Genomic DNA, 15,781 nt, shown 5'->3' with positions numbered 1-15,781 from the left:
ATGACACGGACACCTGATTTCGACGACGGTGCAATCGGCAGTTCCCGAACCTCGGGCGTCGCCGAGTCGGTCATCCGCGAGATGACTCGCGAGGCAATCGACCGCGGCGCGATCAACCTCTCGCAGGGGATTCCCGACGAGGACGAGACGCCACCCGAGATCAAGACCGCCGCCCAGGAGGCGATCGAGACCGACAGCCAGTACACGATCACCTGGGGGCTTCCGGAACTGCGTGACGCTGTCGCCGAGCGCTACGCCGAGTGGAAGGGCGTCGAGTACGACCCTGAAACCGAGGTCACGATCACCAGCGGCACCAGCGAGGCCATCATGTCGACGATGCTCTCGCTTGCCGGCCCCGGTGACGAAGTCATCTACTTCGAACCCGTCTACGAGAGCTACATCCCCGCGAGCCAGTTCGCGGGTGCGACCGCGGTCCCTATCGACATTACCGACGGCCTCGGCATCGACTTCGAGGCACTCGAAGCAGCGGCCGAGAACGCCCGGATCATCGTGCTCAACACCCCGATGAATCCGACAGGGAAGGTGTTCACGCGCGAGGAACTCGAGCGCATCGAGGAACTCGTCTTCGAGCACGACCTGATCGTTCTCACCGACGAGATCTACGAGCACATCGTCTACACCGACGACTACATCAGTCCGGTCGAGGTCGGCGACCTCGCCGACCGAACGATCGTCTGTACGGGCATGTCGAAGACGTTCAGCGTCACCGGCTGGCGCGTCGGCTTCTGTCTCGCGCCCGAGTACCTCTCGAAGGAACTCCGGAAGATCCACGACTACACGAGTATCTGTGCGCCGACACCGTTCCAGAAGGCCGGCGTCGAAGCGCTCGAGTTACCCGACTCGTACTACCAGGAGCTCTCGGACTCCTACGAAGAGCGACGCGACATCCTCTATGACGGCCTGCAGGAAGCGGGCCTCGACCCGGTCAAACCCGACGGCGCGTACTACATTCTGACGCGGTACCCGACCGACGAGGACGACATCGAGTTCTGCTACCGGCTGATCCGCGAGGCCGGCGTCGCCGCCGTTCCGGGCAGTAGCTTCTACACGGACCCCGACGCCGACTCGGACTGGGTTCGGTTCACCTTCTCGCGCAACGAGGAGACGATTCGCGAGGCGGTCGACCGGCTCGTCGAGAACCGCTGGTGGTAGTCACCTAGTCACCGGCGACTGAATCGCCACACTGTCACCGACCGTCGACCGCTCGAACTCGGCGAACGTCGAAACGACTTTGCACACCCGGGCTGTACCCCGCGGATATGCTCGGCTTCATCCCTGACGACCCTGTCATCATCGCTATCGTCGTAATCCTGCTCTCGCTCATCTTCTTTACCTACCTGCTGCTTCGGCGGACGGTACTCGAGTTCCGCGATGGGATGGGCAGGTAAACAGCGCGACAGCGTCCATCCCAAAACAGCCACGAAGTACAATACAAAAGTCAGAGAGAGCGGTGTCCGTCGTCAGTGATGGCCTGAAATCAGATCGTGCTAACTCAGAACGTCGCCTCGATCCGCTCGAGTGCCGCCTCGACATCGGCCGCCGACACGTCGCGGTGCGTACAGAACCGAACCGTCGTCGGGCCGAACGCCGTCGCCAGCACGTCCTGTTCTTCCAAGCGCTCGAGTACCGCCGCAGTGTCGAGCCCGGTGCCGGCAACGTCCGCGAGGACGATGTTCGTCTCCGGCGGTTGCACGTCGAAGCCATCGATCTCGTCCAGCCCGTCCGCGAGCGCGCGGGCGTTCTCGTGATCCGTCGCGAGTGACTCGACGTTCTCGAGTGCACAGAGTGCCGGGCCGGCGATGATGCCGGCCTGGCGCATGCCGCCGCCGAGGAGTTTGCGGGTGCGGCGGGCCTCGTCGATGAACGCCTCGGAGCCGGCGAGCATCGAGCCGACCGGTGCGCCGAGGCCCTTCGAGAGCGAGACCATGACGGTGTCGACTGGGTCGACGATTTCGGCGACAGGAACGTCGAGCGCTGTCGCGGCGTTGAACACGCGCGCGCCGTCGAGGTGGACCGGCACGTCGTTCTCGTGGGCCACCTCGGCTGCGGCAGCGATCTTCTCGGGATCGATCGCGAGGCCGCCGCGGGCGTTGTGGGTGTTCTCGAGGCAGAGCAGGCCGGTGCCGGGCCGGTGGAGTCCCTCCTCGACGAGGCCGGCCTCGACCTGTTCTGGCGTCGGGACGCCCCGGTCGGTGTCGAGCATCCGCACCTGCAGGCCGGCGAGGTCTGCAAAGCCGCCGAGTTCGTATTTCACGACGTGGCTCTTGCGGTCTGCGAGCACTTCCTGTCCACGCTCGGTGTGGACGCGGCCGGCGATCTGGTTCGCCATCGTGCCCGTTGGGCAGTAGATCGCAGCCTCGGTGCCGAGCCGTGCAGCGACGCGGGACTCGAGTTCGGCCACAGTTGGGTCCTCGCGGTAGACGTCGTCGCCGACCTCGGCGTCCCGTGCGGCCTCGCGCATTCGATCGTCGGGTGTCGTAACGGTATCCGAGCGAAAGTCGATCATGCGATGTAGTTGCCGGTCGCCGGCAAAGAACGCTGGCATGTGCGTGCGGTCAGCCAGAGAGTCTCACACGGGCACCGTACGCCGTATCGGTGATCATAGTGCTGTGTCTGGCTCTCAGTGCCCACCAAACAGTACGTTGAAGTGTCAGCAATCTGTTGTGGCCGTATGGCCCCTGATTCGCCCCCGTCCGACTCCCCTCCCTCGTCCCCGTCGTCTCCTTCCGCTTCTTCGCCTCCCGGATCGGAAACACCGACACCACGGTCCTTCAACGAACACGTCTCACGGATCATCGACCGATTCGGCTCCCTGTCGGCGTTCATGCTCGTTCCGCTCGTCCTCTCGCTCGTCGAACTCGGGAAGGTCGCCCGGACGATGGCACCACAGAGTGGGTTTACTATCTCTGCGAAATTCCCGTTACCGAACCCGCTGCTCGACCTCTGGGCGTTCATCGACGCTCCCGACGCCGAGACGACTGGGGCGTCGAGTGCGGTGCATCACGGTGCTGGAACAGGCACAACTACTGGCCACGGCCCCGCCGGCGCCGACGTAACGATCGAAACGCCGTTCGAAACGGTCGTCGTCCCACCCGAAATCGGCGGGCTCTCACTGCTCGGGGTGATCGGTGGACTCCTCGTCGTCTACGCCCTCATCGCGTCAGTGATCGCCGCGGGCTACATCGGCGGCCTGGACCGACGACTTCGCGGCGAACCAGTCGCGATAGCAGCGCTCGTGAAACAGTACACGCCGCCGTTCTTTGTCTATCACCTGCTCGTCTTCGCGGCGTTTCTGTTTGCGATCCCACTGATGCTGGTCAGTCCTGCGCTCGTCCTTCTCGCGATGCCCGTCGCGTTCGTTCTGCTGTACCTCTTCTACGCCACGCCGTTCCTGTTCGTCGTCGCCGACGAACCGGTTATAGAGGCACTACGTCGATCTGCCGGATACGCCCTTGCGGGAGGTGCCTACTTTCAGTTCGCACTTGGACACATTGCGGTCGGTCTCGTCGTCTCCATCCCACTCTCGCTGTTCGTGAGCACAATCCCCGTGATTGGCTTCGTTACTGCCCTCGTCGTGGCGGTCCCGCTCTCGTTCGTTCTGACGGCCGCGACCGTCTCGTTCTGCCAGGAACTGGACGAACTGGACGAACTGGACGGACAGAACACCGGAGCGAACGGGGCTGGTGGCGTTCCACCCCGCTCTCAGCAAAACGTTAGTGGGAGCGATGACACAAACTGGGTGACTGACCGTGCCAACTGAGAACGAAGCTGAAGACGAAGACAAAACCCCCACCAAACGCGGCCGCCAACTCGTCTCCATCCTCCGACTGCTCGCCATTGCCCTGCTCACCGTCGGCTTCAGCGGCTGGGTCCTCGAGGACGGTGGCGAGGTTGTACTCGAGTCCCCGTTCGTTATCGCGTTCGCTGCGGGGGTTGGTTGTGCGTTCGCGTCGATCTATTTGGGGATTTTTCTGGCGGATGGTGGGGCGGGGCGGTGAGTCGTGGCTGGGTCCGTGAGTGGCTGGCCCTCTCTCGGAAACGGTGTGAACTGTACCGAATCGGTCAAACACGCTGGGTGAACTGCTGACCAGCCGAGTTGTGGTTTCGATTCGAAAACTGTATCCCAGTACTGCGAATACTCGTCCAGTATGGATCCGCGAATCCGTAACCATGCCGAGATTATCGCGAATCACTCGGTCGATCTGCAGGAAGGTGACAACGTCGTCATCGACGCTCATCCCGTCGCTGAGGACCTCGTTGTCGCACTTCATGAGATAATCGGGGAGAAGGGGGCAAACCCGGTCACGACGAGCCAGCGCACCGGCAAGCGCGAACAGCGTGCGTTCCTTCGCGCCAGCGAGAGCGAGGCGCGTAGCGCCTCGGATAAGGCGAGCGGCGAAGCCGCGAGTCCGGAGTTCGAAACGCCGGAACACGAACTCGCGCTCATCGAGAACACGGACGTCTACATCGCCATCCGCGCCGGCGACAACGTCACCCAGACCAGCGACGTCGATCCCGAAGTCAGCGCCGCCTACGGGAAGGCCCACCGGCCGATCCTGAACGAGCGCCTCTCGACGCGCTGGTGTCTGACCCAGTTCCCCGCGCCCGCGAACGCCCAGCTTGCCGAAATGAGTACCGAAGGCTACGAGAACTTCGTCTGGGACGCCGTCAACAAGGACTGGGACGACCAGCGCGAACTCCAGGCGAACATGGTCGAAATTCTCGACCCCGCCGAGGAGGTCCGCATCGTCAGCGGCGACACCACCGACGTGACCATGTCCGTCGCGGGCAACCCGACGATCAACGACCACGGCGAGCACAACCTGCCCGGCGGCGAGGTCTTCACCGCACCACAACCCGACAGCGTCGAGGGTGAGGTCCTGTTCGACATGCCGCTGTATCATCAGGGTCGTGAGATTACAGACGTCTATCTCGAGTTCGAGGGTGGCGAGGTCGTCTCCCACTCGGCAGCGAAGAACGAGGAGATTCTGACGGAGGTCCTCAACACCGACGACGGCGCGCGCCGACTCGGTGAACTCGGGATCGGAATGAATCGCGATATCGACCGGTTCACGTACAACATGCTCTTCGACGAGAAGATGGGCGACACCGTCCACATGGCAGTCGGCCGCGCCTACGACAACACCGTCGGCGAGGGCAACGAGCAAAACGAGAGCGCGACCCACGTCGACATGATCGTCGACATGAGCGAGGATTCGTACATCGAAGTTGACGGTGAAGTCGTCCAGCGAGACGGTACCTTCCAGTTTGAAGACGGCTTCGAAGAGTAGGTCGGGTAGCACGGTAGTAAGCCGTTTTTATCGAAACAGAACCAGTAGCCGCGCTTATACCGCTGCAGAGAGAACGTCGGCGTATGGCAATTCTCGTCGCATACGACGGTTCGGAACCCGCACAGCAGGCCGCCGAATACGCGTTCAGACAGCACGCTGACGACGAAATCGTCCTCCTTCGCGTCGTCGAAGCCGCTGAAGGGTACACCGGCGCGAGCGTCAACTACGTCCAGGACGCGCTCAAAGACAGGCAAGAGGAAGTCTCGGGCACGCTCCGCGAGGAGATCGCCGAACTCGCGAGTAACCCCGACGTCGAGTTCAGAACGGAGACAACAATCGGTCGGCCGGACAACGAAGTGGTCGCGTTCGCCGAAGACGAATCGAACGACATCGACCACATCATCGTCGGCAGCCACGGTCGCGCGGGTGTTTCACGGGCTCTCCTCGGCAGCATTGCAGAAAAGATCGTTCGCCGAGCGCCGGTTCCGGTGACGGTCGTCCGGTAACGCGGTGAGTACGTAGAACGGACGCGAACTGGCTACTGCGTGTTAGTCATCCCACCATCGACGACCAGCGACTCCCCGTTCACATACGACGACTGGTCGCTCGCGAGGTACACCGCCGCGTCCGCAATCTCGTCTGGCTGACCGGCACGCCGAGACGGAATCGACTCGAGGAAGGCGTCCTCGTCTTCCGAGCCGATGATCGAGACATCATCGGTCGTCATCGTCGTCTCGATCAGTCCTGGGTGAATCGCGTTCACGCGAACGCCGTCAGGGCCAAGTGCCGCCGCCATCGAATACGTGAGCAAGCGAACCGCACCCTTCGTCCCACAGTAGGTGACGAACTCACCCGACCCCTCGAGTCCGGCGACCGACGAGAGGTTGATGATACTCCCGCCGTCGGCTTCGACCATGCGTCGCGCGGCCGCCTGCGCACCGAAGTAGACGCCCTTGACGTTGATGTTCATCATCCGATCGAACGCCTCCTCTTCGGTCTGGAGGAACTCCTCTCCGTGGAAGATGCCGGCGTTGTTCACCATCACGGTCACGCCACCAAACTCGTCGGCCGCCACAACGGCACTCTCGAGGTCATCGACGGATGACACGTCACACTCGACATAGGCCGTCTCGGCCTCGGTCTCCTCGTCGATCAGTTCGTGAGTCGGTTCACCACCCTCACGCGGTGTGTCCTGGATGTCTGCGATGACGATATCCGCCCCGTCTGCGGCAAACCGTCGTGCAATCTCGCGGCCGATTCCGCTCGCACCACCGGTGATTACTGCAACCTCGTTCTCGAGTACCTGTGTCATTGCCCGTATTCCTACACTGCCAAGAAAGGAAGTGCTAGGCAGTCTTCAGAAACTGGACCAGTCGTGCTGTGGGCGGTTGTGTGGATTCTGAGTAGGTGTGGGTAGTTATGAGTAGTTGTGTGGATTCTGAGTAGGTGTGGGTAGTTATGAGTAGTTGTGTGGATTCTGAGTCGGTGTGAGGGGAGGGAAGAACCCGCCGATCAGTTGTCGACAACCTGAATCTCGCCAAGCTGGATCACTGGCTGGTGTTCGCAAATATAGGTCTCCATCTCGGAACGTGCCTCGAACTGGAGCGTCTCGGTTTCACCACGAGTCGCGATGATCGGAGACGAGAGGTCGTCGACAACCGCATCCGCCTCGTCGTGGATCGCGAGGTTGTGCTTGACGTTGTCCTGATTTTCACACGTGAACTCGTACTCGCGACCCTCGACGAGGACGAGCGTGGGATTTTCGACGCGGTCGATGTGATCGGGTTCGACACCAACCCAGCCACCGACGTAGGCGTCGAGTCGAATCGTCGAAACGTCGATCCAGGTGTCGAGGTCGGTGTCGTTGACGGTCGTTTCGGCTGCATCGGTAACCGGCCCTGATTCGTCGCTGTCGGCTTCGGTCTCGTTGTCAGCCGTATCCGGGTCGTTCCCGTCGCTCTCGCGTTCTGCTCCCAGCCCCAGACAGCCGGCGCTCGGAGCAATCATTGCCGCGCCGCCGATACCGGCGAGCACTCGACGTCGGCTTACGCGCCAGCGGTCCGTTCCCATAGACAACGATAGGGCCGAGAGCGCCATAAGAAGCGGCTGTAACGAGCCTGAGAGTCACTACCCGTGATACGTAGTGGGGCTCACCCGCCACTCAGCGTGGCGGCCATCGAGGCGACCGTCTCGAGTTCGTCTTCGTTGACGCCGTGGCCCATCCCTTCGTAGAGACGGGTATCGACGTCGGCGTTGAGTTTCGCGAGGACGCTCGCGGTTTCGTGGACGCGCTCTTCTGGAATGTGGGGGTCGACGTCACTGCAGCCGAGGAAGGTGGGGGTGTCGTCGAGGTCAGCAGCCGACTCTCCACCGAGATAGTCCGTCACCTCGATCTCGTCACCGATCAGACCACCGCTCAGTGCAACCAGCCCGCCGTAGCGCTGTGGATTGCGCGCGACGAACTCGCTCGCGAGGCAGGCACCCTGTGAGAAGCCGAGTACCAAGATTTGGTCGGTCGGTACGCCAGCTTCGTTTGCCGCTTCGATCGCATCCGAAATCGCCTGTAGCCCCGACGTTCGCCCCGGCTCGTTCGACTCCACTGGCGCGAGGAACGAGTTCGGATACCACTCGTTGCGCTGGGCTTGCGGCGCAAGGAGCGCGAGACCATTTCGGTGGACCTCGCGCCCCATCTGGATGATACTCCGCGCGGTCGCCCCGCGACCGTGAACGAGAGCCATCGCCGCGTCGGCGGACTCGAGTTCCGTGCCGGCTGTCACGAGTGGGTGGTCCTGGTGTGGACCGTCGATTCTGTCGTTGCTGGTGTTGCTGGTGTTGCTGGTGTTGCTGGTGGTGCTGGTGTTACTATCTCCGTCGCCGTTGACACCGTTGGCGTCGCCGTTATCCCTGTTATCGCCGCTGCTCCCTCCGTCATCGCCGCCACCGCGGTCCACTGGTGGCGTCATTACAGCCCACCGGTGCCAGCGCTCGCCTCGGGCAAGTCGTGTTCGACGACCTCGAGTCCCAACTCGTCGATCGCACCGCGAAGGTGCTCGTCCTTGGCGTACTCCGCACCGTCGTCCTCGCGCAGTTCCTGTGCCGTCGCCAGAATCTCGCCGCGGCGGTCGTTCGGAATCTCGTACTTGTCCGCCGAGAGTTCGATGACGAGCCCGTTGTTGTCTCGCGTGTAGATCGAGTGGAAGATGCCCCGATCAAAGATGTTGTACTGGTAGCCGGCGTCCTCGAGTGCCTCCATCGTCTCTTCGTACTCGTCGGGATCGACGCTGAAACAGAGGTGGTGAACCGCGCCGACGCCGCCGCGCTGGCCGCGGGCAGAGGGGCGGTCGTCGCTGACGAAGAACGTCAGGATGCGCCCGTCGCCCGTATCGAAGAAGAGGTGCGTCTGGGATGGATCGTCGAGGTTCGGCTGGCGAAGCACCAGCGGCATCCCGAGGAGGTCGCGATAGAACGCGATCGTCTCCTCGGCGTTGCTCCCCCAGATGGTGATGTGGTCGGTGCCCTGCATGTGAACGGGGCTGTCCGGCAGTTCCGGCGTCACTGGAATTGACTCGTCGCTCATGTGGTTTCACTATGTTACCTGTCCATATGAAGCCTACAGAGACACTGGACCAACCACGTAACACTCGTGTTACCGGCCACAGAGTGCTATATCGTCGGCCGGAAAGGGACGTCTTGCTGTCACTATCGGTGGCGATAGCGTCCCGTGTCAACAGGTGGCAAATATTGGGAACAGGCAGTTAGTTTATGATCGTTTATGCTGTTGGTCAAACTGGTCTCCAGCGCATCCTGCAATCCACCGCGAGACCAACTCCACCAGAATCTGTGCACCCAGATTTCGCCGCATTTCAGGGGGAGTGCAGGGACACTGTCCCTGCCCAACTCCCGCGTACTCGACTCGAGTGCCTCCCGTAGAATGACTCACTCCCAGTAGAACATCCGCCAGCGAAGCAACACTCCCTGATTCTGTCAGGGGACAGGTGACCGAACTCGAGTCCCAGGCGGAACTCGAATACCAGAAGCAGACGAACTCGAGTGACGGACGTTCACGAACAGACTTCGGTCTCGATTTCCTGGTGCAAGACGAGATCGAGATCCCACTGTCCGGTGGTCATTGCAGCAGTATTTTCGAACTGGATGTAGTACCGGCCCGTCTGTTGAGCGGTAATGTTTCGTTCGATACGCTCGAAGACGTCCGTCTCGAGCACGAGGTCACCGTTTGGATCCTCGACGCGGACCAGCGGCCGCGCCCCATCGTCCGTCTGGACGGCCTGTATCTCGAGTTCGTCGTCCGTTTCGAGGTCGGTTCTGAGCGTCACGGCTTGGCCGGCGTCGACGGTCTTCCACTCGTCGTAGAGCTGTTCTGATTCGATTTCTGTTTCGATCCGACAGTCGTTGCTCTGATCGTGATCGGAGTCCGAACTGGTGTTGGAACTGGAACCGGAATCGGTCTCAGAGTCTGAGTCAGCGTTCGGTTCGGAGTTCTCTTTGGGAGTACTCTGCTCCTCGGAGAGGCAACCAGCGACGGCGAGCAGTCCAACTGAGCCGGTGAGAGTCAGATAGGTGCGGCGCTGCATGGCAGCCAAATTCCGACTGGGTGGTAAATTCTTTGTGTTCGCGAGCCGAACGTAGAGCGGTTGTCACAGGTGATACCTCTATTTTCACGTTCGACGTTCGACTATCAGGTCAAATTTCTGATCAGCCTGGACAAGACATAGTACTGAACGCAAATTCGTCTGGTATTCTCAACCAGATCAGTGTAGTGTGGTACCTCAACCGGATCAGTGTAGCGTGGTACCGGCAACTCTCCGACAGAGCAGCGATCACCGGTTCAGAACGATACCAGACCGCATCAGTGCTCGCCGCCGTCGTACACCGCCACGACCGTCGCCCCCGGCGGCCGCTCGTTCAGCACTGCTGTCACCGTCGTCTCTGTCAGATCCACAGTCGAATCGAGCGTCTCCCAGCCCGCATCCGTCTTCGCGGCGATGGCAACGTCCGTCGGACTCGCTCCTGGTGGCAGCCCCGTCGGGTCGTACCCGACTTCGATCCGCATCGCGCTAACCCCGGCAAGCCCGTCCAGTCCGACGAGGTCGACCGGCTCCGAGAGCGCATGTTCGTGTGCGTCCGCGGGCGACCATCGCACGCTGTCGTCGACGCCGAACTCGTCCGGCACATCACTCGCGACGACGGCCGCACGAGCGCCGCCGAACTCGAGTGCGAACTCTGCGGTGTCACTGGGTCGGTATCCGGGAATGGACATGCTCGACTCGAGGAGTGGGATGTACATGGCACTGTAGCGCGCAGTTGCTGGCCGTGGTCGTTGTGAGCGCTGCACATGGTGCGACCTGCTGGCTGGTGTCACCTGGGCCGGTCTCAATCTGAGACGAATCCTTTTATCGGAGCGGGAACCAATCACGTATCGTGTCCGAGACAGCCGGGTACATGCGCTTTTTCCCGTACGACCAGCCGTACGAGAACCAGCGCGAGGCCATGGACCGCATCCATAACGCGCTCGTGCGCGGGCAAAACGTCCTCTTTGAGGGTGCCTGCGGGACCGGCAAGACCCTCTCGTCGCTCGTTCCCGCTCTGGAAGTCGCCCGCGAGGAGGACAAGACGGTCGTCATCACGACGAACGTCCACCAGCAGATGCGCCAGTTCATTGCCGAGGCGCGCGCGATCACTCGCGAGGAACCCATCCGCGCCGTCGTTTTCAAGGGGAAAGGCTCGATGTGCCACATCGATGTCGGCTACGAAGAGTGTCAGGCCTTGCGGGACAACACCCGCGCCGTCGTCGACGCCGAACAGGATAAACAGCAACTCGAGCGCCGCCAGCGCGAACTCCTGACCGAGAGCCAGCAGGGCGACGGTGGCGCGGCCGACGCCCGCTCTGCAGTGATGGACGAACTCGAGTCCATCGAGGAACGCCTCGACGATCTGGAGGACCAGAACGTCTGTGACTATTACCGGAACAACCTGACCGAAGACACCGACGAGTTCTTCGGCTGGCTTTTCGAGGACGTTCGCACGCCCGACGAGATCTACGAGTACGCAGAGCAGCGCGAGCTTTGTGGCTACGAACTGCTGAAGGAGGGGATCGAGGGCGTCGACCTGGTCGTCTGTAACTACCACCACCTGCTCGATTCGACGATTCGCGAGCAGTTCTTCCGCTGGCTGGGCCGCGACCCTGAGGACGTCATCGCCGTCTTCGACGAGGCCCACAACGTCGAGGACGCCGCCCGCGAGCACGCCACCCGGACCTGCTCCGAGCGGACGTTCGAGTCCGCACTCGACGAACTCGCAGACGCTGACGATCCGCGGGCGGAAGACGCCGTCAACGCCCTCTCCGCGTTCCACCGTGCGCTCGTCGAAACGTACGAAGACTCCTTTGGCTTCGGCGAACGCGAACGCATCGGCGAGAACTGGGAGGACGTCCCCATCGCGAACGAGGGCCGTCGCGACGACCTGACACTCGAGTTCCTCCAGCGCTACGAGGGTCGCGGCATTCAGGAGGATCTCGAGGCTGCGATGAAACTCGGCCAGGAACTGGATGCGGAGTACGAGGAGGCCTACCGCGAGGGCGAGACCGCGACGCGGACGGAGTGTCAGACCTTGCAGGCCGCCGCGTTCGTCAGCGCATGGATGAACGAGGGCTCGAAGGAGGGCCTGTACCCCGTCGTTGCCGTTACCCGCGACGCGGGGACGGACGAGGTCTACGGTCGCGCCGAGATTTACTCGTGTCTGCCACGGCAGGTCACGGGGCAACTGTTCGAGGAGGTTTCCGCGACGGTGCTCATGAGCGCGACCTTGCAGCCGTTCGACGTGACCGAGGACGTGCTCGGACTCGAGAAGCCGGTGACGATGGCCTATGGATTGCAGTTCCCCGCGGACAATCGCCGAACGTACGCCGTCGAGACGCCGCCGCTGTTCTCCTCGGATCGGGACGACCCCGCGGTGCAGGAGGATGTTACCGAGACCATCCACGACGCCGTTCGCATGACTCCTGGCAACACGCTCACCTTCTTCCCGAACTACGGTGAGGCGAGCAGATACGCAGAGCGACTCGAGTCCCGGTCCCGGTCCCGGTCCCGGTCGAACGTGACGGTCTACCTCGACGAACCGGGGCAGCCGGTCGAGGAGCTTCGACAGGAGTTTATCGCCGACGACGGGGCCGTCCTCTGCACCTCGCTGTGGGGGACGCTCGCGGAGGGTGTGAGTTTCGACGGCGACGACGCACAGACAGTGCTCGTTGTCGGCGTGCCGTACCCGCATCTGGATGACCGTGCCGAGGCGGTCCAGGAAGCCTACGACGCGGCGTTCGACGGCACCGAGACGGGCTGGCGCTACGCCGTCGAAATTCCGACCGTTCGCAAAACGAGGCAGGCGCTCGGTCGTGTTATCCGTTCGCCCGAGGACGTCGGCGTCCGCGCGTTGCTCGACAGACGCTACTCGAAGCAAGCAAAGTCGGATCTCGGCAAGTACAGCGTCAACAGCACCTTCCCGCACGAAGAACGCGAGGAACTGCTCGATATCGGCCCGGAAAAACTCAAGTTCGCGATGCTCAACTTCTACGGCGACCACGACTGCTACGACGGCGACGCGCCCGCGCCCTGATACGAATTATTGTAAGTCAGTGCCGGTGTAACCGCGATCGTTCTGCGGTTGCACCGGTAAATCGTCACAATAGACCGTATGAGCAGTACGCTTTCTGGCCGGTCACTCGATTGTGACGTGCCCCTCACCGCCAATCAACATGACAGCGTGGGTACCGTCGTCTTCGACCGTTACCTCGAACGTCTCCTCGTCTTCGACCGTGCGCGTCTCGACGATCCCGTTCTCGGTGTGATCGAGTCGGAAGCCGACCCCTTCTCGCTCGTGATCCACGTCGCTGTCGAGCGAAAAGACCTCCTCGACCTCGACGGTTACCGTTAGCTCGGAGCCTGCGTCCGAGTCGAATTCGACGATTTCGTCCTCGCCGAGCGACGCGTCGACGCCACCGCCAAGGAGACTGCTACAGCCCGCAAGCGGCACTGTTGCAAACAGCGCCAGGACAGACCGTCGGTTCATACTCACGGAACTCGGGACCAGTGCTGAATAACTTCTGGCCGTCTGCCAGTCCAGGCCGTTTTGCCGTCTGCCAGTCCAGGCCGTTTTGCCGTCTGCCAGTCCAGGCCGTTTTGCCGTCTGCCAGTTCAGGCCGGCAACGACACTCGACTCACCGGGAGCTTGTACGCTCCGTCCCAGAACTCGAGTTCGGTCACCGTCCAGGTCACCGGCTCAATTTCACGCTCGGCCAGCCGCTGTGCCGTCTCGAGGTTCCCACCGCGTGCGAGCGTCACGTGTGGCACGTAGTCGTCGCCCTCGAGTCCCTCGACGCGGTCGAACTCATCGAGTAGCTGTTCGTGGATGGACTCGAGTCCGGGACTCTCGACGGCCAGATACACGACGGGCGCAGAGCCCAGTGGGGGGTCTTCGAAGTAGTCAATGCCCGTGATCTGGGCTTCGACAGCGGGCGCGCCCTCGAGTGCGCGATGGGCGCGACGCTGAAGCTGGGAGACGTGGGGTTCGTCGCCGAGTCGTTTGAGGAGACAGGAGTGGTCCTCGCGGACGGTTTCGAAGCCGACGAGGGAGGGATAGAACTGGTCGGCAAGCTGGCGGACGCGGCCGGGGACGGGGACGTTGACGCTGTACACGCGAGTAGCCGGCTGTAGTCACGGCAGTTGCTTGAGGGTTGTGTTGACGGCCGTGTTGTTTCGGCCGAGGATGCGGGATGTGTGTCCGGTAATTCTTAGAGGCGGTCGAGCAGCCACAGCACGATGATTGCGAGGATCGCGAGCATGACCAGCGGCTGTAGCAGGCCGATAATGCCGCTAATCAACGCGCTGAGGACCTCGATGACGAGCAGAACGGCCACCAGGACGAGGATGATTTTCAGGAGTGCCTCGACCTCGAGCGCGCCGCGTGAGTCGTTCATACATTCGTTTTGCACTACCAGTTTGAAAAGGACTCCGCTACCGTGGTCGGAAAGACCTATTTAGTCGGCACCGGCAGTTGTATGTGATGGACGGAAGGGGGCTTCGAGCCCTGATTTGCGGACTCGTGGTCGTTGGGTGCGCGCTTGCGGTCGTCTGGTCCGTACCGGTTGCTGTGGTGGCAACGGCTGCGGATGCTGGGACGGCACCACACTCCGCACAGGCCGAAGATCAGTTTGGCGTGCAAGACGCCGGCCAGGGACAGTATCTACTTCAGGAGGGCGACAACGGCGTTGGTAACGGAGACGAAGACGACGACGAAGACGAAAACGACGAGGAAATCCCAGCGCCCGAAGCGGCCGGTCACCTCGACAACGCGACCGATGTCCACATCAGCATCTCGCTTCACGAAAACGGCACGGCAACGTTCACTGTCGATTACCGATTCGAGGACGCAGAATCCGCTGAGTGGCAACAGTTACGCGACGATGTCGAAGAGAACCCCGACGGATACGTCGCATACGAACTCGACGACTGGGAGACGATCCGTGCTGCCGGTGAGAACGAAACCGGCAGAGAGATGGCGATTTCGAACGGGTCGGTGACGACCGACACGAGTTCGACGCCACAGGAGCTCGGACACGTCACATTCTCGTTCCAGTGGTCATCGTTCGCCTACGTCGAGTTGAATCAGCTCGAAGCTGGCGACGCACTCGTCGACTTCACACTCGTCGAAGGCCGAACACTGCACGTGTTCCCGCCGGAGGACTACATTATCAGTGACGTTGACCCCGCTTCCGACGACCCGCCGGAAGAGTCAGTCCGCTGGAACGGTGGTGAGACGGAGTTCATGGACGACCAGCCCTGGATCGTCATGATCGAAAACGGGGAGAGTACGACTGAACCAGTCGAACCCGAGGAAAGTCCGGCAATGCCGTGGCTCATCGTTGGGATTGCACTCGGTGTGCTGGCGGCCGCCGGCGCAGGCGGCTGGTGGTACAAACGCCGAACACGGGCGAGTGCGCCAGCGGCCGGTTCAGAGTCGGCGACCAACACTGGCGACGAGTCACTGGCACCACCGGCGGAACCCCCACAGGCTGCGGGAGTCGGGAGCAGTGACACTGCAGCACCCGACTCAGACGCTGACGTTGACTCTGGGTCCCCTGGCACCGCAGGACCGGATTCACCCGCATCGAACGGTCCGCCACCGGAACTGCTGAGCAACGAGGAACGTGTTCTCCGACTCCTGAAGGAACACGGCGGACGCATCAAACAACAGCAAGTGGTGTCGGAACTCGAGTGGACCGAGGCCAAGACGAGTCAGGTTGTCGGTGGGTTACGTGAGGATGACGCGATCGATGTCTTCCGGATTGGCCGGGAGAACGTGCTGGCGTTGCCCGATGATGAGGACGACGAGTAGCGTTGTTGGGGGAGGTCGTTTGGGTTTGGGTTGGGGGAGGTCGTTTGGTTGTTAGCTGTGTA

General features: G+C 62.0%; 18 protein-coding genes. 8 read left to right on the top strand and 10 right to left on the bottom strand.

Going from position 1 to position 15,781, the window contains the following annotated elements; all coding sequences use genetic code 11:
* Positions 1 to 1,173 (top strand): pyridoxal phosphate-dependent aminotransferase, encoded by a 1,173-nt coding sequence (locus NMAG_RS08565; protein ID WP_004267655.1) that lies wholly within the window; start codon positions 1 to 3, stop codon positions 1,171 to 1,173.
* A 107-nt stretch (positions 1,174 to 1,280) separates the two neighbouring features.
* Entirely contained in the window at positions 1,281 to 1,409 is a 129-nt protein-coding gene (locus NMAG_RS22640; protein WP_004267656.1) for a DUF7859 family protein, read from the top strand.
* Positions 1,410 to 1,513: 104 nt separating this feature from the next.
* Here NMAG_RS22640 and NMAG_RS08560 read toward each other — a convergent pair whose 3' ends face one another.
* Positions 1,514 to 2,527, bottom strand: coding sequence for a threonine aldolase family protein (locus tag NMAG_RS08560; protein WP_004267657.1), 1,014 nt, complete (start codon positions 2,525 to 2,527; stop codon positions 1,514 to 1,516).
* A gap of 165 nt (positions 2,528 to 2,692) precedes the next feature.
* Here NMAG_RS08560 and NMAG_RS08555 point away from each other — a divergent pair, with 165 nt between their 5' ends.
* From NMAG_RS08555 to NMAG_RS08540, 4 genes are all read left to right on the top strand, one after another.
* Positions 2,693 to 3,781 carry a hypothetical protein gene (locus NMAG_RS08555; RefSeq protein WP_237076829.1) on the top strand — a complete coding sequence of 363 codons (1,089 nt, stop codon included), beginning with the start codon at positions 2,693 to 2,695 and terminating at the stop codon, positions 3,779 to 3,781.
* Positions 3,771 to 4,019 carry a hypothetical protein gene (locus NMAG_RS08550; protein WP_004267660.1) on the top strand — a complete coding sequence of 83 codons (249 nt, stop codon included), beginning with the start codon at positions 3,771 to 3,773 and terminating at the stop codon, positions 4,017 to 4,019. The genes NMAG_RS08555 and NMAG_RS08550 overlap by 11 nt, the downstream gene beginning before the upstream one ends.
* 150 nt (positions 4,020 to 4,169) lie before the next feature.
* A complete protein-coding gene (locus NMAG_RS08545) occupies positions 4,170 to 5,312 on the top strand; it encodes an aminopeptidase (protein WP_004267661.1) in 1,143 nt (380 codons plus the stop codon).
* 83 nt (positions 5,313 to 5,395) lie between these two features.
* Positions 5,396 to 5,818, top strand: a complete 423-nt coding sequence (locus tag NMAG_RS08540) for a universal stress protein (protein ID WP_004267662.1) — start codon at positions 5,396 to 5,398, stop codon at positions 5,816 to 5,818.
* A gap of 32 nt (positions 5,819 to 5,850) precedes the next feature.
* Here the strand turns inward: NMAG_RS08540 and NMAG_RS08535 are convergent, their stop codons facing one another.
* From NMAG_RS08535 to NMAG_RS08510, 6 genes are all read right to left on the bottom strand, one after another.
* Positions 5,851 to 6,624, bottom strand: a complete 774-nt coding sequence (locus tag NMAG_RS08535) for an SDR family oxidoreductase (protein WP_004267663.1) — start codon at positions 6,622 to 6,624, stop codon at positions 5,851 to 5,853.
* 200 nt (positions 6,625 to 6,824) lie between these two features.
* The gene (locus tag NMAG_RS08530; RefSeq protein WP_049916312.1) at positions 6,825 to 7,382 is read right to left on the bottom strand and encodes a hypothetical protein; all 558 of its coding nucleotides are present in this window, start codon (positions 7,380 to 7,382) and stop codon (positions 6,825 to 6,827) included.
* Between the two features lie 80 nt (positions 7,383 to 7,462).
* Positions 7,463 to 8,275, bottom strand: a complete 813-nt coding sequence (locus NMAG_RS08525; protein WP_004267665.1) for an alpha/beta hydrolase — start codon at positions 8,273 to 8,275, stop codon at positions 7,463 to 7,465.
* Positions 8,275 to 8,889 (bottom strand): VOC family protein, encoded by a 615-nt coding sequence (locus NMAG_RS08520; RefSeq protein ID WP_004267666.1) that lies wholly within the window; start codon positions 8,887 to 8,889, stop codon positions 8,275 to 8,277. Before NMAG_RS08520 ends, NMAG_RS08525 begins: the two co-directional genes overlap by 1 nt.
* Before the next feature lie 484 nt (positions 8,890 to 9,373).
* Positions 9,374 to 9,904: a hypothetical protein gene (locus tag NMAG_RS08515; RefSeq protein WP_004267667.1), complete on the bottom strand. Its 531-nt coding sequence runs from the start codon at positions 9,902 to 9,904 to the stop codon at positions 9,374 to 9,376.
* A gap of 275 nt (positions 9,905 to 10,179) precedes the next feature.
* Positions 10,180 to 10,617 (bottom strand): hypothetical protein, encoded by a 438-nt coding sequence (locus NMAG_RS08510; RefSeq protein ID WP_004267668.1) that lies wholly within the window; start codon positions 10,615 to 10,617, stop codon positions 10,180 to 10,182.
* Positions 10,618 to 10,772: 155 nt separating this feature from the next.
* Here NMAG_RS08510 and NMAG_RS08505 point away from each other — a divergent pair, with 155 nt between their 5' ends.
* Positions 10,773 to 12,941 carry an ATP-dependent DNA helicase gene (locus NMAG_RS08505; RefSeq protein ID WP_004267669.1) on the top strand — a complete coding sequence of 723 codons (2,169 nt, stop codon included), beginning with the start codon at positions 10,773 to 10,775 and terminating at the stop codon, positions 12,939 to 12,941.
* Positions 12,942 to 13,043: 102 nt separating this feature from the next.
* Here NMAG_RS08505 and NMAG_RS08500 read toward each other — a convergent pair whose 3' ends face one another.
* The 3 genes from NMAG_RS08500 to NMAG_RS08490 form a co-directional block, all read right to left on the bottom strand.
* A complete protein-coding gene (locus NMAG_RS08500; protein WP_004267670.1) occupies positions 13,044 to 13,394 on the bottom strand; it encodes a hypothetical protein in 351 nt (116 codons plus the stop codon).
* Positions 13,395 to 13,519: 125 nt separating this feature from the next.
* Positions 13,520 to 14,020: a 2'-5' RNA ligase family protein gene (locus NMAG_RS08495; protein WP_004267671.1), complete on the bottom strand. Its 501-nt coding sequence runs from the start codon at positions 14,018 to 14,020 to the stop codon at positions 13,520 to 13,522.
* A 95-nt stretch (positions 14,021 to 14,115) separates the two neighbouring features.
* Positions 14,116 to 14,301 (bottom strand): DUF7554 family protein, encoded by a 186-nt coding sequence (locus NMAG_RS08490; protein ID WP_004267672.1) that lies wholly within the window; start codon positions 14,299 to 14,301, stop codon positions 14,116 to 14,118.
* A gap of 86 nt (positions 14,302 to 14,387) precedes the next feature.
* Between NMAG_RS08490 and NMAG_RS08485 the strand changes: the two genes are divergently transcribed.
* Complete coding sequence (locus NMAG_RS08485) at positions 14,388 to 15,719, top strand: helix-turn-helix transcriptional regulator (RefSeq protein ID WP_012996569.1); 1,332 nt, start codon at positions 14,388 to 14,390, stop codon at positions 15,717 to 15,719.
* The last annotated feature ends 62 nt before the right edge of the window (positions 15,720 to 15,781 follow it).

Source organism: Natrialba magadii ATCC 43099 (assembly GCF_000025625.1).
In the GTDB taxonomy this organism is placed as follows: Archaea; Halobacteriota; Halobacteria; order Halobacteriales; family Natrialbaceae; genus Natrialba; species Natrialba magadii.
Note: the sequence above shows the minus strand (reverse complement) of the source record. Positions and strands in the feature narration are given on the sequence as shown.

Bases quoted from the DNA above. Each gene is read 5' to 3' on its own strand.
- NMAG_RS08565 (WP_004267655.1), top strand. From the start codon at position 1: ATGACACGGACACCTGATTTCGACGACGGTGCAATCGGCAGTTCCCGA.
- NMAG_RS22640 (WP_004267656.1), top strand. From the start codon at position 1,281: ATGCTCGGCTTCATCCCTGACGACCCTGTCATCATCGCTATCGTCGTA.
- NMAG_RS08560 (WP_004267657.1), bottom strand. From the start codon at position 2,527: ATGATCGACTTTCGCTCGGATACCGTTACGACACCCGACGATCGAATG.
- NMAG_RS08555 (WP_237076829.1), top strand. From the start codon at position 2,693: ATGGCCCCTGATTCGCCCCCGTCCGACTCCCCTCCCTCGTCCCCGTCG.
- NMAG_RS08545 (WP_004267661.1), top strand. From the start codon at position 4,170: ATGGATCCGCGAATCCGTAACCATGCCGAGATTATCGCGAATCACTCG.
- NMAG_RS08540 (WP_004267662.1), top strand. From the start codon at position 5,396: ATGGCAATTCTCGTCGCATACGACGGTTCGGAACCCGCACAGCAGGCC.
- NMAG_RS08535 (WP_004267663.1), bottom strand. From the start codon at position 6,624: ATGACACAGGTACTCGAGAACGAGGTTGCAGTAATCACCGGTGGTGCG.
- NMAG_RS08530 (WP_049916312.1), bottom strand. From the start codon at position 7,382: ATGGGAACGGACCGCTGGCGCGTAAGCCGACGTCGAGTGCTCGCCGGT.
- NMAG_RS08525 (WP_004267665.1), bottom strand. From the start codon at position 8,275: ATGACGCCACCAGTGGACCGCGGTGGCGGCGATGACGGAGGGAGCAGC.
- NMAG_RS08520 (WP_004267666.1), bottom strand. From the start codon at position 8,889: ATGAGCGACGAGTCAATTCCAGTGACGCCGGAACTGCCGGACAGCCCC.
- NMAG_RS08515 (WP_004267667.1), bottom strand. From the start codon at position 9,904: ATGCAGCGCCGCACCTATCTGACTCTCACCGGCTCAGTTGGACTGCTC.
- NMAG_RS08510 (WP_004267668.1), bottom strand. From the start codon at position 10,617: ATGTACATCCCACTCCTCGAGTCGAGCATGTCCATTCCCGGATACCGA.
- NMAG_RS08505 (WP_004267669.1), top strand. From the start codon at position 10,773: ATGCGCTTTTTCCCGTACGACCAGCCGTACGAGAACCAGCGCGAGGCC.
- NMAG_RS08500 (WP_004267670.1), bottom strand. From the start codon at position 13,394: ATGAACCGACGGTCTGTCCTGGCGCTGTTTGCAACAGTGCCGCTTGCG.
- NMAG_RS08490 (WP_004267672.1), bottom strand. From the start codon at position 14,301: ATGAACGACTCACGCGGCGCGCTCGAGGTCGAGGCACTCCTGAAAATC.
- NMAG_RS08485 (WP_012996569.1), top strand. From the start codon at position 14,388: ATGGACGGAAGGGGGCTTCGAGCCCTGATTTGCGGACTCGTGGTCGTT.